The 25291-nt window shown below is 40.9% G+C and carries 25 protein-coding genes; 21 read left to right on the forward strand and 4 right to left on the reverse strand.

Annotated elements, in window-relative coordinates; translation table 11 throughout:
- Positions 1 to 50: 50 nt before the first annotated feature.
- From B5Y67_RS03445 to B5Y67_RS03510, 14 genes are all read left to right on the forward strand, one after another.
- Positions 51 to 224 (forward strand): hypothetical protein, encoded by a 174-nt coding sequence (locus tag B5Y67_RS03445; protein WP_242975813.1) that lies wholly within the window; start codon positions 51 to 53, stop codon positions 222 to 224.
- A gap of 262 nt (positions 225 to 486) precedes the next feature.
- On the forward strand, positions 487 to 2040 hold the full coding sequence (locus tag B5Y67_RS03450; RefSeq protein WP_088225158.1) for a sigma 54-interacting transcriptional regulator: 1554 nt from the start codon (positions 487 to 489) through the stop codon (positions 2038 to 2040).
- Between the two features lie 266 nt (positions 2041 to 2306).
- Positions 2307 to 3455 (forward strand): alanine dehydrogenase, encoded by a 1149-nt coding sequence (ald, locus tag B5Y67_RS03455; RefSeq protein WP_088225159.1) that lies wholly within the window; start codon positions 2307 to 2309, stop codon positions 3453 to 3455.
- Between the two features lie 294 nt (positions 3456 to 3749).
- Entirely contained in the window at positions 3750 to 4376 is a 627-nt protein-coding gene (locus tag B5Y67_RS03460) for a TetR/AcrR family transcriptional regulator (RefSeq protein WP_088225160.1), read from the forward strand.
- A gap of 40 nt (positions 4377 to 4416) precedes the next feature.
- Positions 4417 to 7086, forward strand: a complete 2670-nt coding sequence (locus B5Y67_RS03465) for a PEP/pyruvate-binding domain-containing protein (RefSeq protein ID WP_088225161.1) — start codon at positions 4417 to 4419, stop codon at positions 7084 to 7086.
- A 189-nt stretch (positions 7087 to 7275) separates the two neighbouring features.
- Positions 7276 to 8451: a TIGR04053 family radical SAM/SPASM domain-containing protein gene (locus B5Y67_RS03470; RefSeq protein ID WP_170932568.1), complete on the forward strand. Its 1176-nt coding sequence runs from the start codon at positions 7276 to 7278 to the stop codon at positions 8449 to 8451.
- Positions 8452 to 8855: 404 nt separating this feature from the next.
- Positions 8856 to 10103: an efflux RND transporter periplasmic adaptor subunit gene (locus B5Y67_RS03475; protein WP_088225162.1), complete on the forward strand. Its 1248-nt coding sequence runs from the start codon at positions 8856 to 8858 to the stop codon at positions 10101 to 10103.
- Positions 10104 to 10118: 15 nt separating this feature from the next.
- The gene (locus B5Y67_RS03480) at positions 10119 to 10865 is read left to right on the forward strand and encodes an ABC transporter ATP-binding protein (protein WP_088225163.1); all 747 of its coding nucleotides are present in this window, start codon (positions 10119 to 10121) and stop codon (positions 10863 to 10865) included.
- Complete coding sequence (locus B5Y67_RS03485) at positions 10862 to 12082, forward strand: ABC transporter permease (protein ID WP_088225164.1); 1221 nt, start codon at positions 10862 to 10864, stop codon at positions 12080 to 12082. The genes B5Y67_RS03480 and B5Y67_RS03485 overlap by 4 nt, the downstream gene beginning before the upstream one ends.
- Positions 12083 to 12337: 255 nt before the next feature.
- Positions 12338 to 12679 (forward strand): GTP-binding protein, encoded by a 342-nt coding sequence (locus tag B5Y67_RS03490; protein WP_170932569.1) that lies wholly within the window; start codon positions 12338 to 12340, stop codon positions 12677 to 12679.
- Positions 12680 to 12943: 264 nt separating this feature from the next.
- Entirely contained in the window at positions 12944 to 13357 is a 414-nt protein-coding gene (locus B5Y67_RS03495) for a MarR family transcriptional regulator (protein ID WP_088225166.1), read from the forward strand.
- 51 nt (positions 13358 to 13408) lie between these two features.
- Entirely contained in the window at positions 13409 to 13732 is a 324-nt protein-coding gene (locus B5Y67_RS03500) for a YnfA family protein (protein WP_088225167.1), read from the forward strand.
- A 347-nt stretch (positions 13733 to 14079) separates the two neighbouring features.
- On the forward strand, positions 14080 to 14448 hold the full coding sequence (locus B5Y67_RS03505; RefSeq protein ID WP_088225168.1) for a CbiX/SirB N-terminal domain-containing protein: 369 nt from the start codon (positions 14080 to 14082) through the stop codon (positions 14446 to 14448).
- Between the two features lie 62 nt (positions 14449 to 14510).
- Entirely contained in the window at positions 14511 to 15461 is a 951-nt protein-coding gene (locus tag B5Y67_RS03510; protein ID WP_088225169.1) for a cation diffusion facilitator family transporter, read from the forward strand.
- 224 nt (positions 15462 to 15685) lie between these two features.
- On the opposite strand, the gene B5Y67_RS03515 is transcribed toward B5Y67_RS03510, so the two are convergent.
- Positions 15686 to 15934: a spore coat protein D gene (locus tag B5Y67_RS03515; RefSeq protein WP_207652388.1), complete on the reverse strand. Its 249-nt coding sequence runs from the start codon at positions 15932 to 15934 to the stop codon at positions 15686 to 15688.
- A 756-nt stretch (positions 15935 to 16690) separates the two neighbouring features.
- Here B5Y67_RS03515 and B5Y67_RS03520 point away from each other — a divergent pair.
- From B5Y67_RS03520 to B5Y67_RS03545, 6 genes are all read left to right on the forward strand, one after another.
- Complete coding sequence (locus B5Y67_RS03520; protein ID WP_088225170.1) at positions 16691 to 17065, forward strand: DUF1801 domain-containing protein; 375 nt, start codon at positions 16691 to 16693, stop codon at positions 17063 to 17065.
- A gap of 827 nt (positions 17066 to 17892) precedes the next feature.
- Positions 17893 to 18603 (forward strand): FCD domain-containing protein, encoded by a 711-nt coding sequence (locus B5Y67_RS03525; RefSeq protein ID WP_088225171.1) that lies wholly within the window; start codon positions 17893 to 17895, stop codon positions 18601 to 18603.
- A 389-nt stretch (positions 18604 to 18992) separates the two neighbouring features.
- Positions 18993 to 19646, forward strand: a complete 654-nt coding sequence (locus tag B5Y67_RS03530) for a DUF1847 domain-containing protein (protein WP_088225172.1) — start codon at positions 18993 to 18995, stop codon at positions 19644 to 19646.
- A 488-nt stretch (positions 19647 to 20134) separates the two neighbouring features.
- Positions 20135 to 20236, forward strand: a complete 102-nt coding sequence (locus tag B5Y67_RS03535; RefSeq protein WP_242975814.1) for a MerR family DNA-binding transcriptional regulator — start codon at positions 20135 to 20137, stop codon at positions 20234 to 20236.
- 159 nt (positions 20237 to 20395) lie between these two features.
- Positions 20396 to 20959, forward strand: coding sequence for a TetR-like C-terminal domain-containing protein (locus tag B5Y67_RS03540; protein ID WP_088225173.1), 564 nt, complete (start codon positions 20396 to 20398; stop codon positions 20957 to 20959).
- A gap of 163 nt (positions 20960 to 21122) precedes the next feature.
- Entirely contained in the window at positions 21123 to 22811 is a 1689-nt protein-coding gene (locus B5Y67_RS03545) for an oleate hydratase (protein WP_088225174.1), read from the forward strand.
- A 143-nt stretch (positions 22812 to 22954) separates the two neighbouring features.
- Here B5Y67_RS03545 and B5Y67_RS03550 read toward each other — a convergent pair whose 3' ends face one another.
- The 3 genes from B5Y67_RS03550 to B5Y67_RS03560 form a co-directional block, all read right to left on the reverse strand.
- Positions 22955 to 24019: an MFS transporter gene (locus B5Y67_RS03550; RefSeq protein WP_282432747.1), complete on the reverse strand. Its 1065-nt coding sequence runs from the start codon at positions 24017 to 24019 to the stop codon at positions 22955 to 22957.
- Between the two features lie 276 nt (positions 24020 to 24295).
- Positions 24296 to 24535: a thioredoxin family protein gene (locus B5Y67_RS03555; protein ID WP_088225176.1), complete on the reverse strand. Its 240-nt coding sequence runs from the start codon at positions 24533 to 24535 to the stop codon at positions 24296 to 24298.
- Positions 24536 to 24548: 13 nt separating this feature from the next.
- On the reverse strand, positions 24549 to 24854 hold the full coding sequence (locus tag B5Y67_RS03560; protein WP_088225273.1) for a metalloregulator ArsR/SmtB family transcription factor: 306 nt from the start codon (positions 24852 to 24854) through the stop codon (positions 24549 to 24551).
- Between the two features lie 234 nt (positions 24855 to 25088).
- Between B5Y67_RS03560 and B5Y67_RS26110 the strand changes: the two genes are divergently transcribed.
- Positions 25089 to 25220 carry a hypothetical protein gene (locus B5Y67_RS26110; protein ID WP_282432744.1) on the forward strand — a complete coding sequence of 44 codons (132 nt, stop codon included), beginning with the start codon at positions 25089 to 25091 and terminating at the stop codon, positions 25218 to 25220.
- Positions 25221 to 25291: the final 71 nt, after the last annotated feature.

A 25291-nucleotide genomic window follows, 5' to 3' on the forward strand; every position in this document is an offset into this window, starting at 1 on the left:
CTTATATAACTCTATCCGGACTCGTGGGGTTGGTGAAGCCAATATCCCGTGTGCTAGAAGGGCAATTTGCTGAGCTTGAACAAGAGATGAACTTTCTGCCGATTTTAGGGCATTTCTCCTATGATCCGGTTGTTGTAGATGCTGATTTTCATGGCAAAAATCTTTTCGATCTAAGCAAAAGGTTTGTTCAAGAAGCTGAAAAGATAAAATGGCTCCTTCTGTGAATTTGAATCATGCTCCTTTTGTCTTACAGGTACCCCAGGGAAATCATATGACTTCCCTGGGGTATCTGATTTAATCTCCTGTATGATGTTCTTCGATGGAATGATCATGACTATGGTTACAGGCGAGTCAAACTGGGGATTCGTAAAATTATCGTGGCGTTTAATTTGCGGAAACGCTTAAATATTTGGAATATTTATTGGGGACGTATTATGGTATTATTCGTATTATGATAACAATTCTGGAGAGAGGAGCGTAGGAACCGTGTATTTGCGCATATCATTTATCGATCGTGTCGGCATTGTTTATGATATTACGTCGATTTTGACGAAGCGTGAGACTAATATTATATCAATGGAAGTGGAAGAGGGCGTCGTATTTTTGGAGTGCCAGACTGTTCTCCAAGACCAACGTATCGGGTTTATTCAAGAACTGAGCAGCATAAGTGGGGTGCAAAAAATAGAGGAGATTTCCTTTATGCCATCAAAAGGACGAGCTGAACAACTGGATGCCATTTTAACTTCTGTACATGATGGTATTTTAGCTGTTAATCAGGATGGTATTATTACACAATGTAATCCCGCGGCCGTTCGTATGCTTAGGTTGTCGGCTCAACAGGTTCAGGGACAACCATTAGGATCTACGCTCTTTAAAAACTTGCTGATACAAGAAACTCTGCAAACTGGTTGTCAGCATAACAATCGGGAAGTGTTCATTGCCTTAGATCATGCTTATTGTGTTGTCAATACCATACCTCTAAGGAATAAAAGCGGTGATGTGGTTGGTGTGGTTGCAGTAATTAGGGATTCTCAGGATGTAAGGAACTTAATGCGTAGTATGACAACTTCGTTACCTATGACCTTTGACGACATTCCTTTTGCCAGTCCGGTCATGGAAAAGGTGCTGGGACAAGCTCGCCGATGTGCTGCAAGTGACTCAACGATACTCATTAATGGTGAAACCGGAACGGGTAAGGAATTATTCGCCAGGGCCTTGCATAGTGCTTCAAGAAGGGCTAATGCTGCCTTTGTACCTATTAACTGTGCGGCCATTCCAGATACGTTGCAGGAAAGTGAACTGTTTGGGTATGAAGAAGGCGCTTTTACTGGGGCGGTCAAAGGAGGCAAGCCGGGGCTATTTGAACTAGCCAATGGCGGAACTTTATTTCTTGATGAAGTGGGAGACGTATCTGCTCATTTACAAGTGAAGTTGCTGCGTGTACTGCAGGAACAGCGCGTACGGCGGGTGGGGAGCAACAAGGAAGTAGCCGTTGATGTGCGGATTATTGCTGCTACTAACCGTAATCTGGAGGATATGGTGGCAGATAAGACGTTTCGGGAAGATTTATATTATCGACTGAATGTGATCTCATTGGTAATACCGCCTCTAAGAGAACGATTTGAAGATATCCGATTGCTCAGTGAACTTTTTTTGAAACATTTTGCCGATAAATTACAGCGTTCGGTAAAGGGATTTTCTCCCTCGGCGTTACAACGCTTAGAGGGTTATAATTGGCCAGGTAATGTGCGGGAATTAAAAAACATTATTGAGCGGGCAGTGAATCTGGTGGACGGCGCCGAAGTACAGTCAGAGCATATATTTTTAGGTCGTCGGTTATCTGGTTTATCGACACTGCCAAATCTAGTGCAGTTTGAAACATATCAAACATTAGAAGAACGCTTAGGGGAAATAGAGCGTATTATTCTACAGGAGACCGCGCTGCGTTTCCCATCATCGAGGCGTATGGGGGCGGTACTTGGACTGTCTCATACTGCAGTTCTAAAAAAAATGCGCAAGTATGAGTTGTCTTTTAAATAGTAAATCGTTAGCTAAGCTGGATCAATACAAGCAGCATCTCTGATTGGGGGTTCTGCTTGTATTGATTTTGGAAACTTTTCGTAACAGTGGAAGTATCTTTGGAAACAGAAGTTTACAGAACAAACAGACGATTATGGTTAATTCAGACAGAATAGGCGTTGGTGAATTGGTACGCTTCTTGCATCAGTGAGTCAACAGGAGGATAACGATGGATTTAGAGAACCGTACACAGTATATGATGCAAGAAATAATAAGGGGGATTCATCATGATTATTGGTGTTGTAAAGGAAATTAAAGACAGCGAAAACCGTGTCGGGCTGACTCCAGCAGGTGCAGAAGATTTGTGCAGAGCAGGGCATACAGTATTAGTTGAGCAAAGTGCCGGTTTGGGTAGTGGTTTTTTAGATGAAAGTTATATTAAAACTGGTGCAACCATCATCGCCGACAAGAAAGATTTATTTGACCGTTCGGAAATGATTATTAAAGTGAAAGAACCCTTAGCTGCGGAATATGATTTATTTCACGAAGGGCAAATCTTATTTACGTACTTGCATTTAGCACCTGAGGTTGAGCTCACTAAGGCAATGCTGGAGAAAAAAGTAACTGGAATTGCTTATGAAACTATTGTAGGACGAAATAATACCTTGCCTCTCTTATCCCCTATGAGCGAAGTTGCGGGCCGTATGGCAGTGCAAATTGGCGCACAAATGCTCGAAAAACCAAGGAGTGGTAAGGGTATCCTCTTAGGCGGCGTCCCTGGCGTAGAATCAGCCCAAGTCGTCATTATTGGTGGTGGTATTGTAGGTACCAATGCAGCGAAAATGGCTATTGGGATGGGTGCCCGGGTTACGATTATTGATAACTCAGGCGACCGTCTTGCTTATCTGGATGATATTTTTGGCGGTAGAGTCACGACGGTCATGTCCAACAGTTATAATATCGGAAAGTGGGTAGCAAAAGCTGATCTTTTGGTTGGGGCAGTGCTGATCCCTGGTGCTAAAGCTCCCAAGATTGTGAGCGAAGAGATGGTTAAATCCATGGAAGCGGGTTCGGTGATTGTTGATGTAGCCATTGATCAAGGCGGTTCTATTGCGACCATTGACCGGGTCACAACTCATAGCGATCCTACATATATGAAGTATGGCGTAGTGCATTATTCAGTTGCCAATATGCCTGGCGCAGTGTCGCGTACTTCCACCTTTGCTTTAACGAATGCCACACTCCCATATGCTTTGAAAATCGCCAATAAAGGCTGGCAACAAGCTCTTAAGGATGATACTGGCTTAGCGCGTGGGCTTAATGTTTATAATGGACAGGTAACTTTTAAGGCTGTAGCTGATGATCAAAATCTGCCTTATACACCAGTAGAAGTAATCCTGGCCCAGAACCCAGAAAAATCGCCTGCAGCAAGATGATTTGTGATATGAACACTAAGGCTTTGATAAGCACAGACCTCTCCAGCGCTGAGGATATGTGTGCTATGCGATATTCAAGCAATTAAGCAGAAAAAACCGAGGTAGTCAGTCCTCGGTTTTTTTGTCGCCCGTAAAGAAAATTTGTATTTAGAAAAATCATAACTAGGTATTGACACATTCGCAGCAAATGAAGATAATTATTATATACACAATGTGTAATTGTGCCCAACGTATATTTATTATCATCATTAACTTCGGTTTGTTGTAAGGAAATAAATACAGAGGAGGCGTAGTGTGGAACCAAGAGATATAGCGGTCGAAGGCAGGGTCGAAAGGAAGAAGAAGGAAACACAGCAGAAAATTATTAAAGCAGCAATTGATTTATTTCAAAGCCAGGGGTTTAACAATACAACTATGGAGCAGATAGCCGAAGAAGCAGATATTGCCAGGAAAACCCTGTACAATCACTTTCCTGTTAAAGAGGCCATTGTCGACGATTATGTTAGAGGCCTTTCCAAAGAATTTACACAGCAGGCTTTGGTCACACTACCTGACTTCCCCGATACAAGGTCGCGTCTGCTAAATACACTGGACAAAGTATATAAAGAAGTAGAAATTAACCCGGAGCTTATAGGGATTAGCTTAGGCTATCGTTTCAAAAACATGTCTCAGGGAGCAGGATACGAAAGCGGCGGTACTCAAAGCCTTCTTGCCGAGATTATTAAGTTAGGCCAGGAGGCAGGTGAAATCAGGCAAGATATCTCGGCTAACCTGTTGGTAAAACAATTAGACTTTCTGCGCGGCTTTGTTGTCATGGAGTGGTTGAATGACTCATCAAAGATAGAACTGCGCAAAGAGATCGCTAATATGGTCGATCTATTCTTAGAGGGGGCCAATTACAGAGGAGGGTCCAAGATATAATGCAGCACATGCCATAAATAGTTTGGGGGGAGTGGTTTAAGTGACTAAATCCAAAGACAAATACGTTTTAACGTGGGATGAAGCTTTCTGGTGCGGAGTACAAGAGGCCGGCGGGAAGGGCTGGAATTTGGGACGTCTGGCGAAGTACGGCTTCAAAATTCCCATGGGAGGGGCCCTTATTACCCGCGCTTACGCTGAGTTTATCAAGCACAACAGATTAGAGGACAGAGTTAAAAACATTTCCGAATCAGTAACTCTCGGAAACATAGAGGAACCTGAAAACCAGGACAAATTGAGTCAATTAAGGGAAAAAATCAAAGGGGGCTCTATACCTCAGCTTATCATAGAAGAATTAAGAACCATGCTCGACAGCCTGGGCATTCTTGAAAGACCAATGGCCGTAAGATCGTCCGCTTCAGCGGAAGATTCCGCACAGGCCTCCTTTGCGGGTATCCATGAATCGTTCCTAAATGTCCGTGGCTGGAATAATATCCTGGAGTCTATAAAAGGGTGTTATGCCTCCCTGTGGTCGAATCAAGCGATAGCATACCGCAGGAAACTAAGGATCAGCGATGATGAGGTAGTTACTGGGGTGGTCGTGATGGAGATGGTGGACGCCCAAGCTGCCGGAGTCGGTTTTACCTGTGATCCCCAAACCGGACGGCGGGATATTTTGGTTATCAATGCTAATTTTGGCCTGGGCGAAAGCGTTGTAGCGGGCACTGTGGAGCCGGATACATATTATCTGGAGGCCAATCCAGCGTACGCAGTGCCTCAGTTAATTGAACGAAAAACTGGGCGGAAGGAAGGAGCAACCTGCCTTAAAGATGGTGGAGGAACTCAATTTGTGCCAACTGCGGAATATTTTACCAGACGGGTGTTGCCGGATGAGAAAATTGAAAAGTTGGGCTTACTCCTTTTAAGGGTTTTCGAAGCTCTGGGGCATTTTGATCAACACCAGGATGTGGAATGGGTTTTTGATGGCCGGGATTTCGTTTTAGTACAGGCCAGACCGGTAACTTCCTTACCCCGTAAGACCTTTGACGCTTTAAAGAACCAAGCTGATATCTGGTCCAACGGAAATTATAGGGATGCCATGCCAATGGTCCTGTCACCCCTCAATCGTCGTTCAGCAATTAATACCATCGATAAAATTCTTAAATTCAATTTTACCGAAACCGGTTATCCTTTACCGGAAGGATTACAATTCTCCAGGTTTTTCAACGGCCGTCTGTATTGTAATCTATCGGCGCTACAATGGGCTATGTTTGATGCGATGGGGGCATTGCCCCGTGACTTTAATGCTGGCTGGGGAGGGCACCAGCCGGAAATTGAGCTAAAGGACCCCAAACCTTTTGAAGGGATCATTGGTAAGAAACGAATAGAGCGAGGAATAAAATACAACGATTTAGTGAATGAGGCAACAAAAAATGCCGGGACAATTCATGCTCGGGTCATGGGTTCCATCAACGACCTAACGAAGGATGGATTTAGGCATTTATCAGATAAGAGGTTTATTCAACTACATAACGATCTGGGTAAGATATCTCAAGGATTTGCTGGGGAGTTCACCTTTTTAAGCGGAGCGGCTTCTATGGCCATAGGGAGACTCATTAATATCCTAATGGAATATTTCGCTTACGGGACTCCGATGATTATCAATGGCTTAATGGTTGGTGGAACGGCGGACATAACGAGCGCAGATCATGGCTACAAACTTGTAGAATTGGCCGAAATTGCTCGCCAGGATCATGATGCTGTTCAATTTTTAACCGGCCCAGCCTTTGACCCGACGGGCTGGGAAGAGCAATTATCTGAACGATCACCTTTTAAGCAGGCCTTTCGCGAGTTTTTAAAAGAATACGGGCATCGGGCAGTCTACGAGCTGGATATCATTAACCCCAGGTGGAAGGAAGATCCTTCTTACCTGATGGACATTATACGTAGTACAATAAACACCGCTGATCTGGCTAAATTGAAGGCAAAGCAAAAGGAAAAATTCGAACAAGCTTGGTGGGAAATTGAAAAAACAGTACCCTCTAATATGCATAGTTCGATTAAGGAATTAATTAGGGGAGCTCAGGAAGGAGCTGCTGTACGGGAAAAGACCAAATCAGTGATGGCCGTACTGATGGAGGCTTACCGGATGATAGCCCAGGAGATAGGTTCTCGTTTTTGTGAACGGGATATTATAGAAAAGCAAAGCGATATTTACTTCTGTACCTGGCCTGAGCTGATTACAATATTAGACGGCGAATGGGAAGGTGACGGGCTCCGGGCACTGGTTGCCGAACGAAAGATCTTCATGAGTGAAATGGAGGCTATTGCACCTCCGGATATTATTATGGGAGACACTCCTAAGTATTCGGAACCTGCTGCCCGAAGTTCCGGCAATTTCCTGGCAGGTGTGCCTGTTGCCGCCGGAAGAGCCTCCGGAACAGCTCGATTGATCCGTCATCCGGATGAAGGAAGCAGATTGCAGCCGGGGGATGTAATGGTAGCGCCATCCACTGATCCAGGTTGGACGCCGTTGTTTTTAAAAGCCAGTGCTGTGATTATGGAAACCGGAGGTTTCTTATCCCACGGGGCCATTGTGGCAAGGGAATATGGCATTCCCGCTGTCGTGAATATACCTGGAGTCATGCAAGTGATTAAAGAGGGCTGGAAGGTAGATGTCGATGGGGATGAAGGTAAAATATTTCTACATTAACAAACAAGTAGCCAAACTTTAATCGATAGGCCAAACACCTGAGTGCTGCTAGATAGTATGGTTGGTCATGAATTCAAGGTCGCTAGGAAAGTTTTGTTGGACAATAGCGGCAAGTCCATCAATGGACTTTCGCCAGATTTTTGTGTAAAATCTTTATTTAGAAAACTAAAATGGATTGAGTGATTTGAGATGGAAAATAAAATGAAAATGGGAGGACATCCGCACGGTAAAGGTGGCCATCCAGGTGGGCACCCAGGAATGAACGTTGACTACGATAAGAACCCGTTCATCGTAATCTGGGAAACTACTCGTGCATGTGGGCTTAAATGCCAACACTGTCGTGCAGATGCGCAACCTGATCCGCATCCAGAGGAGTTAACGCACGAGCAAGGTATCGCGCTAATCGATGAAATCTACGAAATGGACAACCCGATGCTAGTTTTCACTGGTGGGGACTGCATGCTTCGAAAAGACCTTTTTGAATTAGCAGACTACGCTATTAAAAAAGGAATGCGTGTTTCGATGAGCCCAAGTGCTACTGTTGAAGTAACAAAAGAGCGCATGGACATGGCGAAAAAAGTTGGGATTTCTCGTTGGAGTTTCTCAATTGACGGTGCAGATGCTAAGACGCACGATGCTTTCCGCGGAATCGAGGGAACTTTTGATTTAACAATCGAGAAACTTAAGTATTTAAATGAAATTGGTATTTCTCATCAAATCAATACTTGCATTAACAAAGCAAACTTACACCAACTTGAGCCAATGGCGGAATTGATGAAAGAGTTGAAGACTTCGGTTTGGTACATTTTAATGATGATTCCAACTGGACGAGCTTCAATAGATGATTGCATATCAGCTGCTGAGCACGAAGAAGTATTCAAGTGGCTATACCAGTTAAGTAAAGTTGCGCCTTATGATATAAAAACAACTGCTGGTCAGCACTATCGTCGTGTTGTATTCCAACAACGTGCTAAGGAAAACGGTACTACAGGTGAGGAAATCACTTTCGAAGGTACTAAGACGCGTGACATGGCTCAGTTCATTGACGGTCTAGCAAGAGCACCAAAAGCAGTTAACGATGGAAATGGTTTTATCTTCGTATCACACACTGGTGATGTTACACCAAGTGGATTTTTGCCATTAGTAGTTGGTAACATTAAGGAAAATAGACTGCGCGACATCTACCGCGAAAGCCCTATTTTAAAAGACTTGCGTTCACCAGATAAGTACGAAGGTAAATGTGGTATTTGTGAGTTCAACAAAGTTTGTGGTGGATCAAGAGCACGTGCCTACGGCGCAACTGGAAACTATATGGCATCAGAGCCATTTTGCGTGTATATTCCAGAGAAGATGAGAAAGAAATAGAATTATATTGTGAACGCCTGCGATTTTCGTGGGCGTTTTTTTGTGCCATCCCAACAATATTTTTCGTTACTAATTCAACAGACTCCAATAGGGTTCAATAGGATAACTTATAATTACTTTTAGAAATAAGAAACAATAAACTTGTCATTTTAAAATAAATATATGGGATTTTAGATTTGATTTTTAAATTTGTATTTAGTGAAACAATATATTGCTTACATTTTCCATTATTTAAAAAACAGCTTAGAATATCTATGATTCAAAGCAATACCGTTAATAAAAGTTTATTTTTTAATTAACTTGCCGCAGATATTCAGCAAACTTTCAGGTTGTACTCATTTTATTTTAAGATTTATCCTCCATAATGACAAAGTAATAAATAACTTACTTTTGGAGGTAATTTTGTGAAAAATATACAGAGTGAAAAAGGAAGGTTGCAAGGTATGAAAAAAGGACGAATTAAATGGGTTATCTCCGGTGTCCTAATTGTAGCTGTAGCATTGGTTGGTGGAAATATACTCTACAACACCAAGAATGCTAAAGCAGCCACACCAAGTTATATTAGTGGGACAGTGAGAATGGGTACTGTTGAAAAATCAGTGACTGCCTCAGGAACAATTCAACCGCTCAATGAATACGATTTGTCTTCAAGCAGCGGAGGAAAAATTACTGAAATTGACGTCAAAGTCGGTGACTCGGTGAAGGCTGGCCAACAATTAGCCAAACTTGATCCCAGTCAGGCTCAAGCTCAGCTCGATACAGCGCAGGCAAATCTTATCCAAGCCCAAGCAAAAGTGGATCAATCCGGATCTAACAGCTCCAATCTTGAGTCTGCTCAGCTTCAACTTTCTGCAGCCCAAATCGCTTATAATACTGCGGAGACTGCTCTTGCCGATACAACCATTAAAGCGCCCGCCGCTGGAATTATTACCGCTATCAATGGACAGGTTAACTCAGCCTCATCAAGTGGAACTTCCTCAAGTAGCCAGTCTTCCTCAAGTAATACAGGGAGCCAAGGGAGTAGTGCTTTGATCACGATGATGGGCAGCTCTGATACAATGCAAGTGGTTGTCCCTGTCAACCAAGTGGATATCGCTAAAGTCAGTGTAGGTCAGTCAGCAAATATAGCCTTGGATGCTTATCAAGGTCAGACGTTTTCCGGAAAAGTAACTAAAGTGAGTCCGACGGGTACATCGCAAAGCGGAGTAACAACCTTCGATGTAACCCTTAATGTTACTAATAAAAATAGCGAAATGAAATCCGGAATGACTGCTAATGTAACCATAATTATTGCTCAAAAACAAAACGTCCTCACAATCCCAAGCTCAGCTGTCCATACAAATGGATCAACAGAAACTGTATCTGTGCTGAACTCTGGTTCCACGACACCGGTGACTCAAACAATTGAAACAGGGTTGGACGATGGCAAAAATGTTGAAGTCGTTAAAGGGCTCCAAGCTGGAGATAAAGTTGTAGTGGGAATCCGCAGCTCGCAAACAAATTCTTCAACTTCAAAGTCAAGCAATTCTTTAAATAAAGCATTAAGCGGAAGTACGGGTAATTTCGGAGGCGGCAATGGCGCTGGCTTCGGAGGTGGCCGAGGCGGCAATGCAGGTGGAACTAGCGGTTCCTTTAGCAGAACTCAAGGTTAGGAAGAAGGTGATTGGATGATAATACTCAGAGAGATTACCAAAATTTATAAGACGGGAGATATTGAACTTAGAGCACTTTCCGGAATTAATTTGACAGTGGAAGACGGAGAATTTGTAGCCATCATGGGGCCTTCCGGTTCCGGTAAATCGACGATGATGAACATTCTCGGTTGTTTAGATACCGCCACATCAGGAGAGTTTTGGTTAGATGATTTGAATATCAACTATGCCCGTGAGGATGAGCTGGCTGACATCCGCAATCGCAAGATAGGCTTTGTCTTTCAGAGCTTTAACCTTTTATCCCGAACGACGGCGTTAGAAAATGTTGAATTGCCCATGCTTTATCACGGAATAGGTGCCTGGGAAAGGCAGATTCGAGCGACAAATGCTCTGAACGCAGTTGGACTCTCCGCTCGGCTTCATCATAAACCCAATGAATTATCCGGAGGGCAACAGCAGAGGGTTGCTATTGCCCGTTCTCTAGTTAATAATCCAGTCATAATCATGGCGGATGAACCGACTGGAAACCTCGACAGCAAATCAAGCATAGAGGTTATGAATATCTTTCAGCAATTGAACGCCATGGGAATTACCATAGTCCTTGTAACTCATGAACCGGATATTGCTCAATACAGTAAACGTATTATCCACTTTAAAGATGGAATCATTGCCCAGGATGAAACCGTTAAAAATAGAAGTTTCGCTGAAGGTGAGCCTCTAAAACTTGACTTGAATTGGCGAACGGAGGTGGCCAGCAAATGAATTTTCTGGAAAATATCCGAGTTGCTCTGCGTGGCCTAAGATCAAATAAACTTCGTTCTATTCTAACGATGTTGGGAATCATTATCGGAGTGGGTGCGGTGATCATTATGGTTTCCATCGGTCAAGGTGCCAAGGCATCGGTTGCCGATCAGATCCAGGGATTGGGGTCGAATTTACTCATTGTAACGCCAGGTCAATCCAATACAGGTGGCGTTAAAGGTGGTATGGGAAGTTTAAATAACATGACCATAGATGATGTTAATGCCATTAAAAGCGGTGCTGATGCCGTCGCAAATGTTGCCCCCACGACCAGTAAACAGGAACAGGTCGTTTACGGGAGCGAGAACACGAGCACAACGGTTGTGGGAGCAACCTCTTCCTATGCAGATGTCCGTAATCAGCAAGCAAGTATAGGACGATTTTTCACCGATCAAGAAAACCAAGAAAATGCTCAAGTAGCCGTGATCGGTACAACCGTCGTACAAGATTTAACGGGTAATCCCAATACCAATATGGTTGGAGAAACAATTAATATCAATCAAGTACCATTCGAAGTCATCGGAATCTTACAGAGCAAGGGCTCTAGCGGTGCAAGCAACAACGATGATCAAATCGTAGTGCCGATTTCCTCGGCTGAAACCCGGCTCATCGGCTCAGATAGTATTCGCACAATCTATGTCGAAGCAAAAAGCTCTGATTTGATGAATACAGCAAGCGCTGAGATTACTCAAATTTTACGCCAACAGCATGGTTTGAGTATCAATGCAACCAATGACTTTACGGTAACGAGTCAAACGGATATTTTGTCCACTGCCGAAGGTGTATCTCAATCCTTGACTCTCTTACTCAGTGGGGTTGCGGCCATTTCCCTCTTAGTTGGTGGAATTGGAATTATGAACATTATGTTGGTTTCCGTAACAGAGCGAACACGCGAAATAGGAATTCGTAAGGCAATAGGTGCCAAACGAAAAACGATTATGCTTCAGTTCTTGATAGAAGCGGTGATTATAAGTATGCTCGGAGGTGTTCTGGGAATTGGGTTTGGAGCCGGTGGCTCATCCTTGCTCAATAAATTTGCGGGAATGACCACTCAAATCTCAACTTCACCGATCATCATGGCATTTGCCTTTTCATTCGCCATCGGGATAATTTTTGGAGTATTCCCAGCTCAAAAGGCTGCGAAACTACACCCCATTGATGCTCTGCATTTTGAGTAGCTTGGAAGTGAGAATTGAATAAATATTGATATAAGAGATCAAGAATAATAATCCCCCTGTACGTTGATGAACGGAAAAGGACATCTAACGTGCAGGGGATTATTTATTAAGTCACCTATATAAGTGCAATCTGATCTTTACACTATAAGTCTAAGTATTATTAACTTTTGTATGCTAGAGGAACATTGTGAATAAAGAAACATTGTTTCAGGAAATTTCCCACAGAGCCTTCTTAGCAGTTCGGCGGACCTGGATTTGAGTGATATTCTCCATACAGACTATAAGCCTTGCAGTGAAAATGAATTTCAAGCTTTAGCCATTAAAACTTCCAGAGCCCATAGCCGGGAGGAACTGGAGCAAATTCTGACTTCCCTCAGCCAGCCCCAGAATGGACAGGTCTTGAGAGGGAAAGGGTTCCTCCAAAGTACCCAGGGATACTGGGATTTCAGTTATACTAACGGACAGTTTATTATTTCGAAAAGTCGTTTCAAAGCCAGCGGTAAGCTCTGTCTGATCGGGAAAGACCTCAAGGAAAAAGAAATTAAAGACTTGTTTAAGGTCAAAAGCAGGGGGTTGTTTAGTTGGTTGAAATTCTGACTGACAGCTTCCAAGATGTCATAGCAACTGTTCCCGTGCTATTCCTTGTCATTCTTTTGGTTAATTGGATTACCAGTAAGGTTAACAAAGGCACGCATTATTTTAGTTAGGCCAGAAACCGATAGAAGAAATTGATTCTGTCGGTTTTGCTTCTGAACAATTTTTCAACCTACTTAAAAACTATTGTTTTGAATAAATATATTTAATATAATATATCTTGAAATTCAAACAGTAAAATATTCTTACTATACTGGGGGATGTTATATGATTCAGGAGTTAACAAATGAACTCTTATTTTTCTTTAACGGATTTTCGTCTTGGGAAAATTCAATAGTACGTGCTAGTGATTTAACAATTTCAGAGGCACATGCCTTGGAGGTATTGGGAGAACACGAAAAAATAAATATGAAAGCTCTAGCGCAAAAACTGGGAGTTACGACGGGAACTACGACGGTAACGGTCGATAGACTCGAAAAGAAAGATTTCGCAAAACGTGAATCAACACGGGAAGATAGAAGGGTTAACTTAATTGTTCTAACAGAAAAAGGTAAGAAAGCCTTTGAGGAACACCATAACTACCACATGCAATTAACTGAACAGATGGTTTCAGTTTTGAACGAAGATGAAATAAGGCAATTTCTTGATACCCTTAAAACGATAAATATGGAGACATTCTAATCTAAATTAGAATGTGCATAGGTAATTTAAAACAAAAAGGAATTGGTTTATATGAATGCAATCATGCTATTTGTTATTGCTGGTTTTGCGGAAATTGGGGGAGGTTATTTAGTGTGGCTTTGGCTTCGGGAATCAAAGCCATTCTGGTTTGGTATTCTTGGAGGAATCATACTTGTCATTTATGGTATCATCCCCACTTTACAAAAGTTTCCGAACTTTGGCAGAGTTTATGCTGCTTATGGAGGGGTATTCATATTTTTAGCTGTTTTATGGGGCTGGCTTATTGATAAAAGAGTGCCCGACCGGTGGGATTGGATAGGCACAGTAATTTGCTTATTGGGCGTATCGATTATGCTTTGGGCACCACGTCACTAATATGAATCCTCAACAACACCAACCGTTGCAGCAGTATGAGCGCAGAAATGGTTATCGTACTCATCACAATGAAAATCTAAATATAAATACGTCTGGGTATCATATGTCTGAGAATCATATGGCGGGCAGCCAATATGGTCATGAATGATAAAATCTACTAAGTAATTTTTTGCTAAACTGAAAATGAGTAAGCGAGTATAAAGTCAATACTTAACTGCCAAAGATATTCTATAAGCAAGTAAAAAGGTTTTATCCGTTTATAAGTATGATGGAGTTAACCTTTGTTGTAACACTGGGATATATTTGGGAAGATGTGAGTTGGACTGGAGAGGATTGAGGAAGAGTCAATGCATACGGGAATAATTTTACTTGGACATGGTAGCCGAAATTCCGAGGCGAATCATGGACTTGTCGAAGTGGCAGATAAGGTAACTCACATTCTTAGCAGCTCTGTAATACCCGCTTTCGGGTCTCATGGTACGCCGGACTTACCGAGTGCTATTACTGAAAAAATACTAAGTGGGGCTATGCGCATCATCATTATGCCCTTGTTCTTATTCCGTGGGATGTATGTTAGTACAGAGATTTATAAAGAAATTGAGGACATTAAAACACAATTTCCTCAAATCGAAATTATAGTTGCTAAAGAATTAGGAACTGATGATACTATTGCCAATTTGGCATGCTCGCGTATAAAGGAGATCATTGAAACATAAATTTTCTTACTGAATGGAAAGAACAAGCGCAGGCCTGACATGTTAATTCAGGAGGAGTTAAAATGAGTTCAGATAGCCATAAACATGATCACGAACACGAGCATGGATTGTTTCATTCCCATGCGCCAGAAGGCAGTATGAAACTAGCGTTTTTCCTAACGCTAGTTATTTTAATCGTTGAAGTTACGGGTGGATTTATTTCCCACAGTTTAGCGTTATTATCTGATGCGGGGCATGTACTTACAGATATCGCAGCTATTGGACTGTCATGGTATGCTATTAGGCAATCTAGGAAACCTTCGGACGAGGGTATGACTTTTGGGTATTACCGTGCAGGTGTTTTAGCGGCTTTTATCAACGCTGTCACATTGGTTTTAATTACTCTTTGGATATTTTGGGAGGCATATGGTCGCTTTCGTTCCCCCGAACTTGTAACGCCAACTTGGATGTTTATTAGTGCAGGGGTGGGCTTAGCAATAAACTTGTATCTTGGATTAGGGATGCGTCATGATGAAAATATCAATGTAAAAAGTGCGGTCCTCCATATGCTGGGCGATGCCGCTGCATCAGCTGGGGTTATCGTGGGCGGAATAATAATAGCTTTTACGAAATGGTATGTCATTGACCCAATTCTAAGCGTTCTGATTGCCTTGCTAATTGCCTTTGGAGCATGGAGAATTATAAAACAAACCGTGAATATCTTGATGGAAGGAACCCCTGCTGGAATTGAAATTAAAAAAGTACATGATACAATTCTTTCGGTAAATGGCATTCAAAAGGTCCATGATTTAGACGTATGGACAATTACAGACGGAAGAATTGCTTTATCCTGCCATACGGTAGTAGATACTAAAACGACCATTGGGGAAATGCAGAACCTTCTTAGGACCGTAGAACACAAATTAGTACATCTGGGAATTGGACATGTTACAATTCAACCTGAAGATAAGAGTCACCCACATGACGAGGCAGTTTTGTGTGGAAATGATTATTCACAGGGACATAAGCATTAAGGCTTTAACTATGTAAAGTAAAATATATTATTTAAGGAAAATTGTTTATCCGTTATACCCAAACATACTCTCTTAATCAAGAAGTAGAAATTTGGATTGCAAATAATGATGCTTCACCTAATGTAGCCCCCCCCAGATATTTGTTTACCTAGGGGGGCTCTTAGCAAAGATAATCAGAAGAAATAGATATTAAAAATTCATCGGTAATATAGTCGTAATTGTTTCTAACCTCTTCCTCCAGTAAATCTAGCAGTTTCAACAACTTGTGGTTGAACCCTTCTTGGGTCATAACCGGGGCAGCCTGGATCAAAAACAACGTTTCTAACCATTGGTTGATAAAAATGCTGAGGAACATTCACTATATTTTGACGCATGACATGCACTACCGGATGAATATAAGGAACCATCCGAGGAATAAAACAATCATGCACACAGTATTGTGGAGGACAGATCACAGGTGGGCAACTATACATTTGAATATCACCTCTCTTAATTTATATATAGTTACTATATGTAGTGGGATATTTTAGTGGCATAATATCCCAGTTATAATTTTTATGTTGATGTCTTCGAAGACCAACCAATTGTTTTAGATGATATACCAGCTTCTGTAGAACGTATATTATGTAACTTAAGAGAAAATAATCTTGTTAAGGCGGGTATACCGCGACTGACGTTCAATATTTCTCATTATGAGCTTTTTGGACTTAGGGATGAGGATAGTTCCAGGGAAGATCTATTTCATCAATTTGGGATTGTTCGAGATGATTCACCGCAACCGGCTTAGAATACGTTTAAGAGATTAATCAATGAATTAGGTAATTAATCATATCTAAAGCCGTGGGAACAATTATTTTAGAACATATTTGAAAAAAATGTTGTTAATCAGCCCCAAAATATCGAAGCCAAACAGGCACGGCTTATTAAGCTTGCCTCAACACCAATCGAACGAATGATCTTCGTGAGAAGTTATAATACACGTAGACGGAGAATGAATGCTACGTAATTAATGGAATTCTTCGATTTAGGAAATTAAGCAGGCAAAACGTCTAGAGCAAGGCGGCTCCTTTCGGGAAAATAAGCGGCCTTGTGACGTTATGATTCTGAAACATGCTCAGTAATTACTTACTTTCGAGCATAAGAGACTAGGCTTGATATCCATGGCAAATAATCCCTGAAATCCAAGATTAAGCACTACCAAGCAGGAGAATGAAAGAAGGAAGGAAAAAATGAGACCTAAGTCAGTTGATGAATATATTTTGCAATTTCCTCCTGATATTCAGAAAATACTTGAGATGTTAAGAAAAGTTATAAAAGAAGCAGCACCAGATGCAAAAGAAAAGATTAGCTATCAAATGCCAGCTTTTGATTTGCACGGAATTTTAGTATATTTTGCTGCTTGTAAAAATCACATAGGCTTTTATCCAACTTCAAGTGGGATTGAGGCGTTTAAACAGGAATTAATGGAACATAAGAGTTCTAAAGGAGCAGTCCAATTTCCAATAAAAAAGCCGATACCTTATAGCCTAATAAGTAAAATAGTTAAATTTAGAGTTGCTGAGAACATGAGGAAGGCAGCTGACAAACTGAATAAAAAGAGATGATAAAAAAAGGAGAGGCACAATTAATAAGGACTGTTCCTTTATTGGCGGAAAATAAAACGGCGCGAAAGCTGTCCCCTGTGATGAGAGTATCGATCACAGGGGATTTCTATTTGCCAAGGGATAGTAGGAAGTGCAGCAATTGAATGCTAAGGGCATTACCATCGTCCTTGTTACTCATGAACCGGATATTTTTCCCAATATAGTAAGCGTATTATCCACTTTAAAGATGGGTTTATTCCCCAGGATGAAACAGTTAAAAATAGAAGCATCGCTGAAGGTAAGCCTCTAAACTTTGACTTGAATTGACGAAGGGAGGTAGCCACCTGGTAACGAGTCAAACCGATATCTTATCAACTGCCGAAGGTGTATCTCAACTTAACAGAATTGCTGGATGATGAATGGGACCACCGATCAGGGAAAAGTGAAAGTGCAATTTTATAGAAGAAGACCATTAAGCATGATTATATTACAAAATCCTTGCTATAGAGTGGAGTCTATAGTCTAAATTAAAATCAGGTGAAACCTATGAGTTATTCGACCAAAGAAGTAACAAATAAACTGAATATCTCCATGCATACTAGAGCAAATAGATTTAGCTTATAAAAAATACTGAATTCCAAAATTCGCTATAGAGCTGTTTTAGTTCTGGGAAAAGTTACAGATTAAACTGCAAAGGCTTTTGTCAGCGTATTGCTGTATAGCGGAAATCAAATTTGCCTAAGGGTTCTATGTGGGGCGTAGGTAAAGAAGCTATTGACACAATTGTTCTAAAAATATACAATTAATTCTAAATAATATGGTATTCCAGAATACCAGGAGGGTATTGTATGGAAATTATGATAGAGGGTCAGGAACTCAGTAAGACGACAGATAAATCTTCACTGTATATACAAATTGTTGAAAGAATACGTCATTGGATCATAAAGGGATACCTAAAAGATGGCGATGTTCTCCCTTCCGAAAGAGAGCTTGCCAAAATTTTGGGTGTAAGCAGGATGCCAGTAAATCAAGCATTGAAGATTCTGGAATATTTAGGAGCAATACAGTATGTAAGAGGAAAAGGTGTTTGCGTTCGAAATCTCGATATCCATCAATTATTAAATAATATAGGTTTTTTAACTTTAGATCCTGCTAATAGTTTGAAGAATTTATTTGAAGTAAGGGAGGCCATTGAAGTTAAAGCGGCTTGGTTAGCTGCACAGCGAAGGTCAAACGACGATTTGGATGATATTGAAGATCCTATTCTTGAAATGGAACGCAATATTTTAATGAATAAAGACATAGAAAATTCGTCGTTGCGTTTTCATTCAGCTATAATTAAGGCTTCCCAAAATGATATTCTAGTCAAAATAAATGATTTTTTAAGTGAATTGTTGCTATTTTCGAGAAAAGAAACTTTGAATGATTCCAACAATCGAGATAAAGCTCTGGATTATCATAAGAACATATTTCGGGCGATAAAAGATAAAAATAGTGAATCTGCTGCTCTTTTGATGGAAAAACATTTAAAAGTACTGGCAACGGCTCTAGACACTTAACTTACAAGGAGTCGAGTTACGAGTTAGTAGTTATGACATTCCATACATAATAAACTATTTTTTTACTTTAATATATTTGTGAAGATTATGGTATTCCGGAATACCATAATCCGAATTAAACCATAAGGCTAATTGATTCTCAGCCAAAAGAAAGGGTAGTACAAATTAACGAGTGTGAGAGGAGGACTGTTTTATCTAGAATGTTTATTTGGCTCTGTCGCGTAGGTAATCTATGATGTTCATATTAATGTCTCTGTTGCGGAAACCCCTGTTTTTTCACATCACAGGCCATATTTAGTGTCTTTTGTAAAGACGACTAGATAACTATAATCGCAGAATGGAACTTTCTGTATTATAATCAATAACTATAATTTTGTGAGGGATAAAAAATGGAAAAAGAAACGACAAAATCTCTAAGCTGCAGTGATTGTGGAGCAGCAAACTGTTTTCACCAGGATAAGAAATTCCCGAGCTTTTGTTTGACCACGAATACTCGACAAGGACTAATTGATGAATGCATTGACTTATATAAGGGAGATGATCTAGTAGCTAAACTGGCAAAAACTGCTGCTGAAATAGAAGGAATTTATTATGGCAAATTGACTCGTGCTGAAGAAATTGTTGCTTTTGCCAAGCGAATAGGAGCCCAAAAAATAGGGATTGCTACTTGTGTTGGTTTACATAATGAAGCAAAAGTATTCAGCAAAATTTTAAAGGCAAAAGGGTTAGAGTGTTATTGTGTAATATGTAAGGTCGGATCGGTTGATAAAACAGAAATCGGAATTCCCAATGAATTAAAGTTACAAAAAGATTCTTTCGAAGGAATATGCAATCCCATTTTACAAGCAAAGTTGTTAAATGAAGCTAAAACGGATTTGAATGTTATTGTTGGTTTATGTGTTGGACATGATTCATTGTTCATAAAGTATTCTGAAGCAATAGTAACAACTCTCATTACTAAAGATAGAGTTACGGGGCATAATCCTGCAGCAGCTTTATATACAAGTAATTTTTATTATAAGAGATTATTAGAGGAAGAATAATATTAAGCTAATGAAAAAGCAGCCCAATAGGTCATGTAGCCACTGTGGAGTTATCCATTGACCCAGTTGGCGGTCATAAACTTAGAGTCTATTATGATCCTAGAACTGGCAATAGATTTTATCACAAAGTTAACGATGAATAATACGATAGAATCCCAAACCTTTTCGGTCTGGGATTCTGTTTTTCAGAGCTATTCGATTAGTTCATTCTTGCAGGGATATTTTTCAGGGATCTCAGTTTATTATTGCAACTCATTCACCAATAATAATGACTTATCCCAATTCATTGTGTCAATATTCTCTATTTTGCCAGCACACCAAGTGAACTTCTATGGCTTTTGATAATTACTTTCCATTCTGTAAATAAGATAAAAGTATGCCAAATCGAGGGTAGTAAGACTTTACTTCGCCTTCTTTTCCTGATACGTTTACTTTAGCGCATTCGAGTGACACGAAGTCAGGCATTTTTTCCAAGAGAAGGCAGAGCAATGTATACTGTCAAAGAAGTAGCTCAGAAAACAAATCTTACAGAGCATACCATCAGATTTTATACCGACAAGGGATTAGTACCGAACATACAACGCGACTAATATAACAATCGTCTGTTTGACGAAGAGTCTCTTAATTGGCTTAAACAGGACCAATGGAAGTTTGAATTTGTATGAGAATAGACTACTCCCTGTCTAACCACAACCTACCACATAGCCAAGGGGACTTCGTAATATAAAAGTGTTACATCGGAGGGCTATATGTCTAACATTGCAATCACACAAACTGCGCTTGCTAATTCGTTAAAAAAGCTTATGTTGTCCCACTCTATTAACCATATTCATGTCAGGATGATTACCGATGATTGTGGATTCACAAGGCATACATTTTACAATCATTTTCATGATGTCTATGAACTGCTTGGTTGGATCTTTAGCCGTGAAGTAATCGACGGTGTTGATCAATACTGCACGCTAGACCAATGGCAGCAAGGACTTCAGTTGATTTTGGATTATACGGCAGACAATCGCATGATCTGCCTAAACACATACCGTTCCTTGGGAAGAGACCATTTGGAAGCATTCTTGCAACGTGTATTTTATCGTTTTTTGTTCAGGATTATAGAAGATATCTCCAAAAGCATGGTGTTGTCTGAAGAGATTAAGTTTGAATGCTGCGAATTTTATTCAAATGCCCTGATGGGTGTGTTTATTTCTTGGCTTAAGCGAGATTTACGGGAAACTCCTCAGCATATGTTAAAACAAATCGATCAAATGATGAGTGGAAACATTGTAAATACTCTTAGAAAATTTAATAGATGCTGAAATTACACACTTTCAATAATCTGTGTAATTATTGCACACGTATCCCTTTTTGTTCATTGAGCACTCTTCTGATTTATACTATCTTTTTTATAGCAAGTCTTGCGGAACGGCTGAAGATAGCCTATATCCAAAGATTACTTGCTTGAAAAGGAGAGTGTTTTTTATGTATAACTATGAAAGAATCACCCCAAAGGCTCCGAAGAACATTGAAAAACGGCATGCTTACCTTATCGGTGGTGGAATCGGTTCTCTCTCTGCAGCAGCATTTCTGATTCATGAAGCGCATATGCCGGGAGAAAATATTCATATATTGGAATCCCTGGATCGTCTTGGAGGGTCAATGGATGGTGCAGGAACGGCTGAAAAGGGTTACACTGCACGGGGCGGACGCGAAATCGAATCGCATTTTGAGTGTTTCAGTGAACTGTTTAGTTTTATTCCCTCGCTTTCCGACCCGAAAGTCAGTGTACTTGATGAGTTTCATCAACTGAATATCGATGAGCCAATTGAATCCCACTGCCGTTTGTTAGAGAAGCAGGGTACTCCGGCGGATTTCTCTTCTTTCGGTCTCAGCACGAAAAATGCTCTGGAATTGGCAAAGCTCCACATGCTGACAGAAGAGGCGCTGGGGGCAACGACCATTGAACAATACTTCACTCCCCAATTTTTCAGGACAAACTTCTGGTATTTCTGGGTTACAATGTTTGCCTTTGAGCCGTGGCACAGTGTCGTTGAAGTTAAACGATACATGGAACGTTTTATGCACCTGATTGATGGAATGAACCAGCTGAAAGGCATCCTGCATACTGATTATAACCAGTACGATTCACTGATTTTGCCGTTAATTACATGGCTGAAACAGAACGGTGTGCAGTTTGACTGCGGCTACACAGTAACCGACATTGATTTTGACTTTTCCAAGGATACAAAAACAGCAACCAGTGTCCATTATTCTAAGGACGATAAAACCGGCAGGATTGCCGTCTCCGAAGATGATCTTATTCTCTTCACAAACGGTTCAATGACCCAGAATACTGAGCGTGGGGATTTCAATACACCTGCTCCGCTTAACCGTTCGGACGATAAGGGCTGCTTCTCCGTTTGGGAGAAAATAGCCGTGAAGTCACCCGATTTCGGTCATCCGGAAGCATTCTGCTCCAATATTGACAAAACAAAGTGGATGAGCTTTACAATTACCTTAAAAGACGATGGTATCGTGTTCCCGCACATTCTGAGTTTGACGGGTGACAAGCCGGGTATGGGGGGACTGGTAACAATTAAGGATTCCAGCTGGCTGATGAGCTGGGTTGTCCCGAAACATCCGCATTTTATCGGTCAACCCGACAATGTTAAAGTTCTATGGGCCTATGCACTAAACATGGATGTACCCGGCGACTATATCAGAAAAACGTATTCCGAGTGTACCGGACGTGAGATGTTTGAAGAACTGCTTTATCACATGGGACTAAAAGACCGTATTTCGGAAATTTTGTCTCACACGGTCAATGTAATTCCGGCAATGATGCCTTATATTACTTCTCAGTTTATGCCGCGTGTTGCAGGCGACAGGCCGGATGTGATTCCCGCAGGAAGCAGGAATTTCGGTTTCCTTGGTCAGTTTGCGGAAATTCCGCATGATTGCGTATTCACTGTTGAATACTCGGTCCGCAGTGCAATGATGGCCGTCTATGGACTGCTTGGCTTAGAAAAACCCGTCGAACCAGTTTACCCCGGATGGTATGATATACGGGTGCTTACCAAAGCGGCGAAGACCTGTCTTGGTGTAAGTTCGCTCAAAGATATTCCTCTTGGACTTCTTTTAAAAAACCTTGAAATTGGAAATTTGTTATAGACCTTACAGCCAGCATTTCGTCCATTAGGGGCGAAGTGTTGGCTTTGGTATTTCACCGTTTTCTTTTCTTAGGTATTCGAGTATTGTTTGCAAATCCATTTGTAAATCCTCCTTTGTATGCTTGTTACTAGTTTGGGTTAGCTTTAAGCCTCATTAATTTCAACGACACGTCCACGAATCAGGATATAACTTAAGCAAAGCGTAGCGACTAAAGCAGCTCCGTAAATAATGAACAATTGTAGTAATCCATAGGCTGCAATGAGTCTGCTTCCAATCGCAGTGCCAACACCACCACCACCCATAAAACAGAAGGCAACTAGGGACATAGCTGCTCCACGGGCCTTTTGGGCAAACTCTGTGGCTCTTGTAAGAAGCGTTGAATTCGTAAAAATAAAACCAAGCCCCAACATGGCAACTCCTAAAATCAATAGGATTAAGTTCGCCCCCAGATAATGGATGATCATGTCAGCCAGAGAAGCACATAACAGGTCTAACGTTAATACTGTTCTAGCTCCCACTTTTGCTGAGAGTTTGCCGCTCAAACGTCCGCCTATAACCGTCATGATCCCAAAACCGGTCATGATAAGGCCAATATAAAAGAAATTATAGTGGTAAGTTTGCGCAATAAATGAGCCGATATAGGAAAAGCTGCCCACAATGAAAATGCCTTCCAGCAAAACTAAAATATAGGTCAGAAGACTCTTGGAAGTCGCTAGGAGTTTTTTGTAGGGTGCCAGTATTTTACTGTCAGGGTGTTTTTCCGAGGGCAGACTTTTGTAGTTTATTAGAAGTAAGATCGTTGGAATCAAAGAAAAAACAGAATAGGCGGCGAAAACCCCTCGCCAGTTTAGGAAAAAAGCGATGGTTCCGCCAATAACCATACTCAAACCTTGACCTAGAAAAGAAATGCCCATAAAGTTGCCAATGGCCCCCTGGCGTTCTTGAAGAGGAAAGACATCAGCAATTAAGGCTAGGGAAATTGGTATTACGGATGCAGCAAAAATTCCTGTTAAGGCCCTAAAAATAGCGAGACTAGTCAAAGTGCTGCCGAAAGCACAAAGCCCCGTGACAACAGTGAAAGCAATCATAGAAAAGGTAATTATTTGTTTCTTGCCATATCGATCGGCTAAAGGTCCAAAAATAACCTGAAAGATGCCAAAAGGTATCATGTAAGCACTGATTAATAAGCCAGCCTTTGCTACATCAATGTTGTAAACATATAATCACTTCCTGTATTCCTATTTAAGCTGGTTATGTGCTTAGAAAGAGAGGTTGTTAGTGGCTATAACCCCGATTAGAAGAGACTAGTCTGCTAGAAGTTCACCTCATCAATAAGTAATTAAGTAAATTCTAATATTATTATAGTGGCACGACTTTTCTTTTTCAAGAGAGTCAGGCCAAAAGAACCAAAAAAAACCGTCATCCTCGATGACGGTTTTAAGGTTAAGTTGTAGAAGTCTGATAGACAAGGAAGCTTAGCATAATTAATTTTGTGCTTGAATTAACGTTTTAATTTCTGCAGTAGACAATACTTTTCCATAGGATTTTACCTTTTCGTTAATCACAAATCCAGGAGTTCTCATGACGCCATATTTTATGACCTCTTTAATGTCCTCAACTTTTGTTACTGAGGCATCGATTCCCATCTCTGCAATAGTTGCTCTGGTATTAGCCTCTAATTTTTTACAGTTGGCACAACCGCTGCCTAGAATTTTGATCTCCATTTCCAGTTCCTCCTTAAATAATAGATTCCTGTATGCTCTTAATATGGGCAATAGCAAACTCATCCGTTAGTTCGATAATTGCTTTTACTTTCTCGCTGCTGATACGGTAATGGACATTGAGACCAACTCTCTCGCTTACAAGCACACCAGCCTCTTTGAGGATCTTTAAGTGCTGTGATAAGTTGGATTGGCTAAATTCGACATCTTCAGTGAGTTTACAGACACATTTCGGTTCATCGAGCAAAAATTTAACAATCTTATAACGAATAGGATGGCCTAGCGCCTTTAAAACTTTCGCACTTAATTCTATTTGGTTCATGATGTTCATCTGTTCATCCTTTATCGGTAATTGTTTTATGAAATTAATTATGTTATAAAATACTTATATTATCAATTTTCATTATATGCATTGTCGAATCAAAACCACGAAGAAGAGAATTGGATGTCCATGGAATTGTCCATTCGCAGAATGAAATTGGAGTCTTAACCGAGGATTTTAATAGAATGACAGTATCTCTTAGCCAGAACCATCGCGAACGAGAGAAATTGCTGGATGCACTTAAGGAAATTTAATATTGAATCACAAAAAGGTATCGGAACAACGGTCTTTATTAAGATTCCGGTAAACATGAATCAGGTGCAGGGAAAGATTCTGGATGAACAAAAGTATCTACGGATTGCTTAAGGTGAGAAGTAGCAGATGCCATGAACCTGGCCCATATGCAGCAATTGCATATAGTTGCCGGTCTTACTTCG

It is taken from the genome of Desulfosporosinus sp. FKB (assembly GCF_002196705.1).
In the GTDB taxonomy this organism is placed as follows: Bacteria; Bacillota; Desulfitobacteriia; order Desulfitobacteriales; family Desulfitobacteriaceae; genus Desulfosporosinus.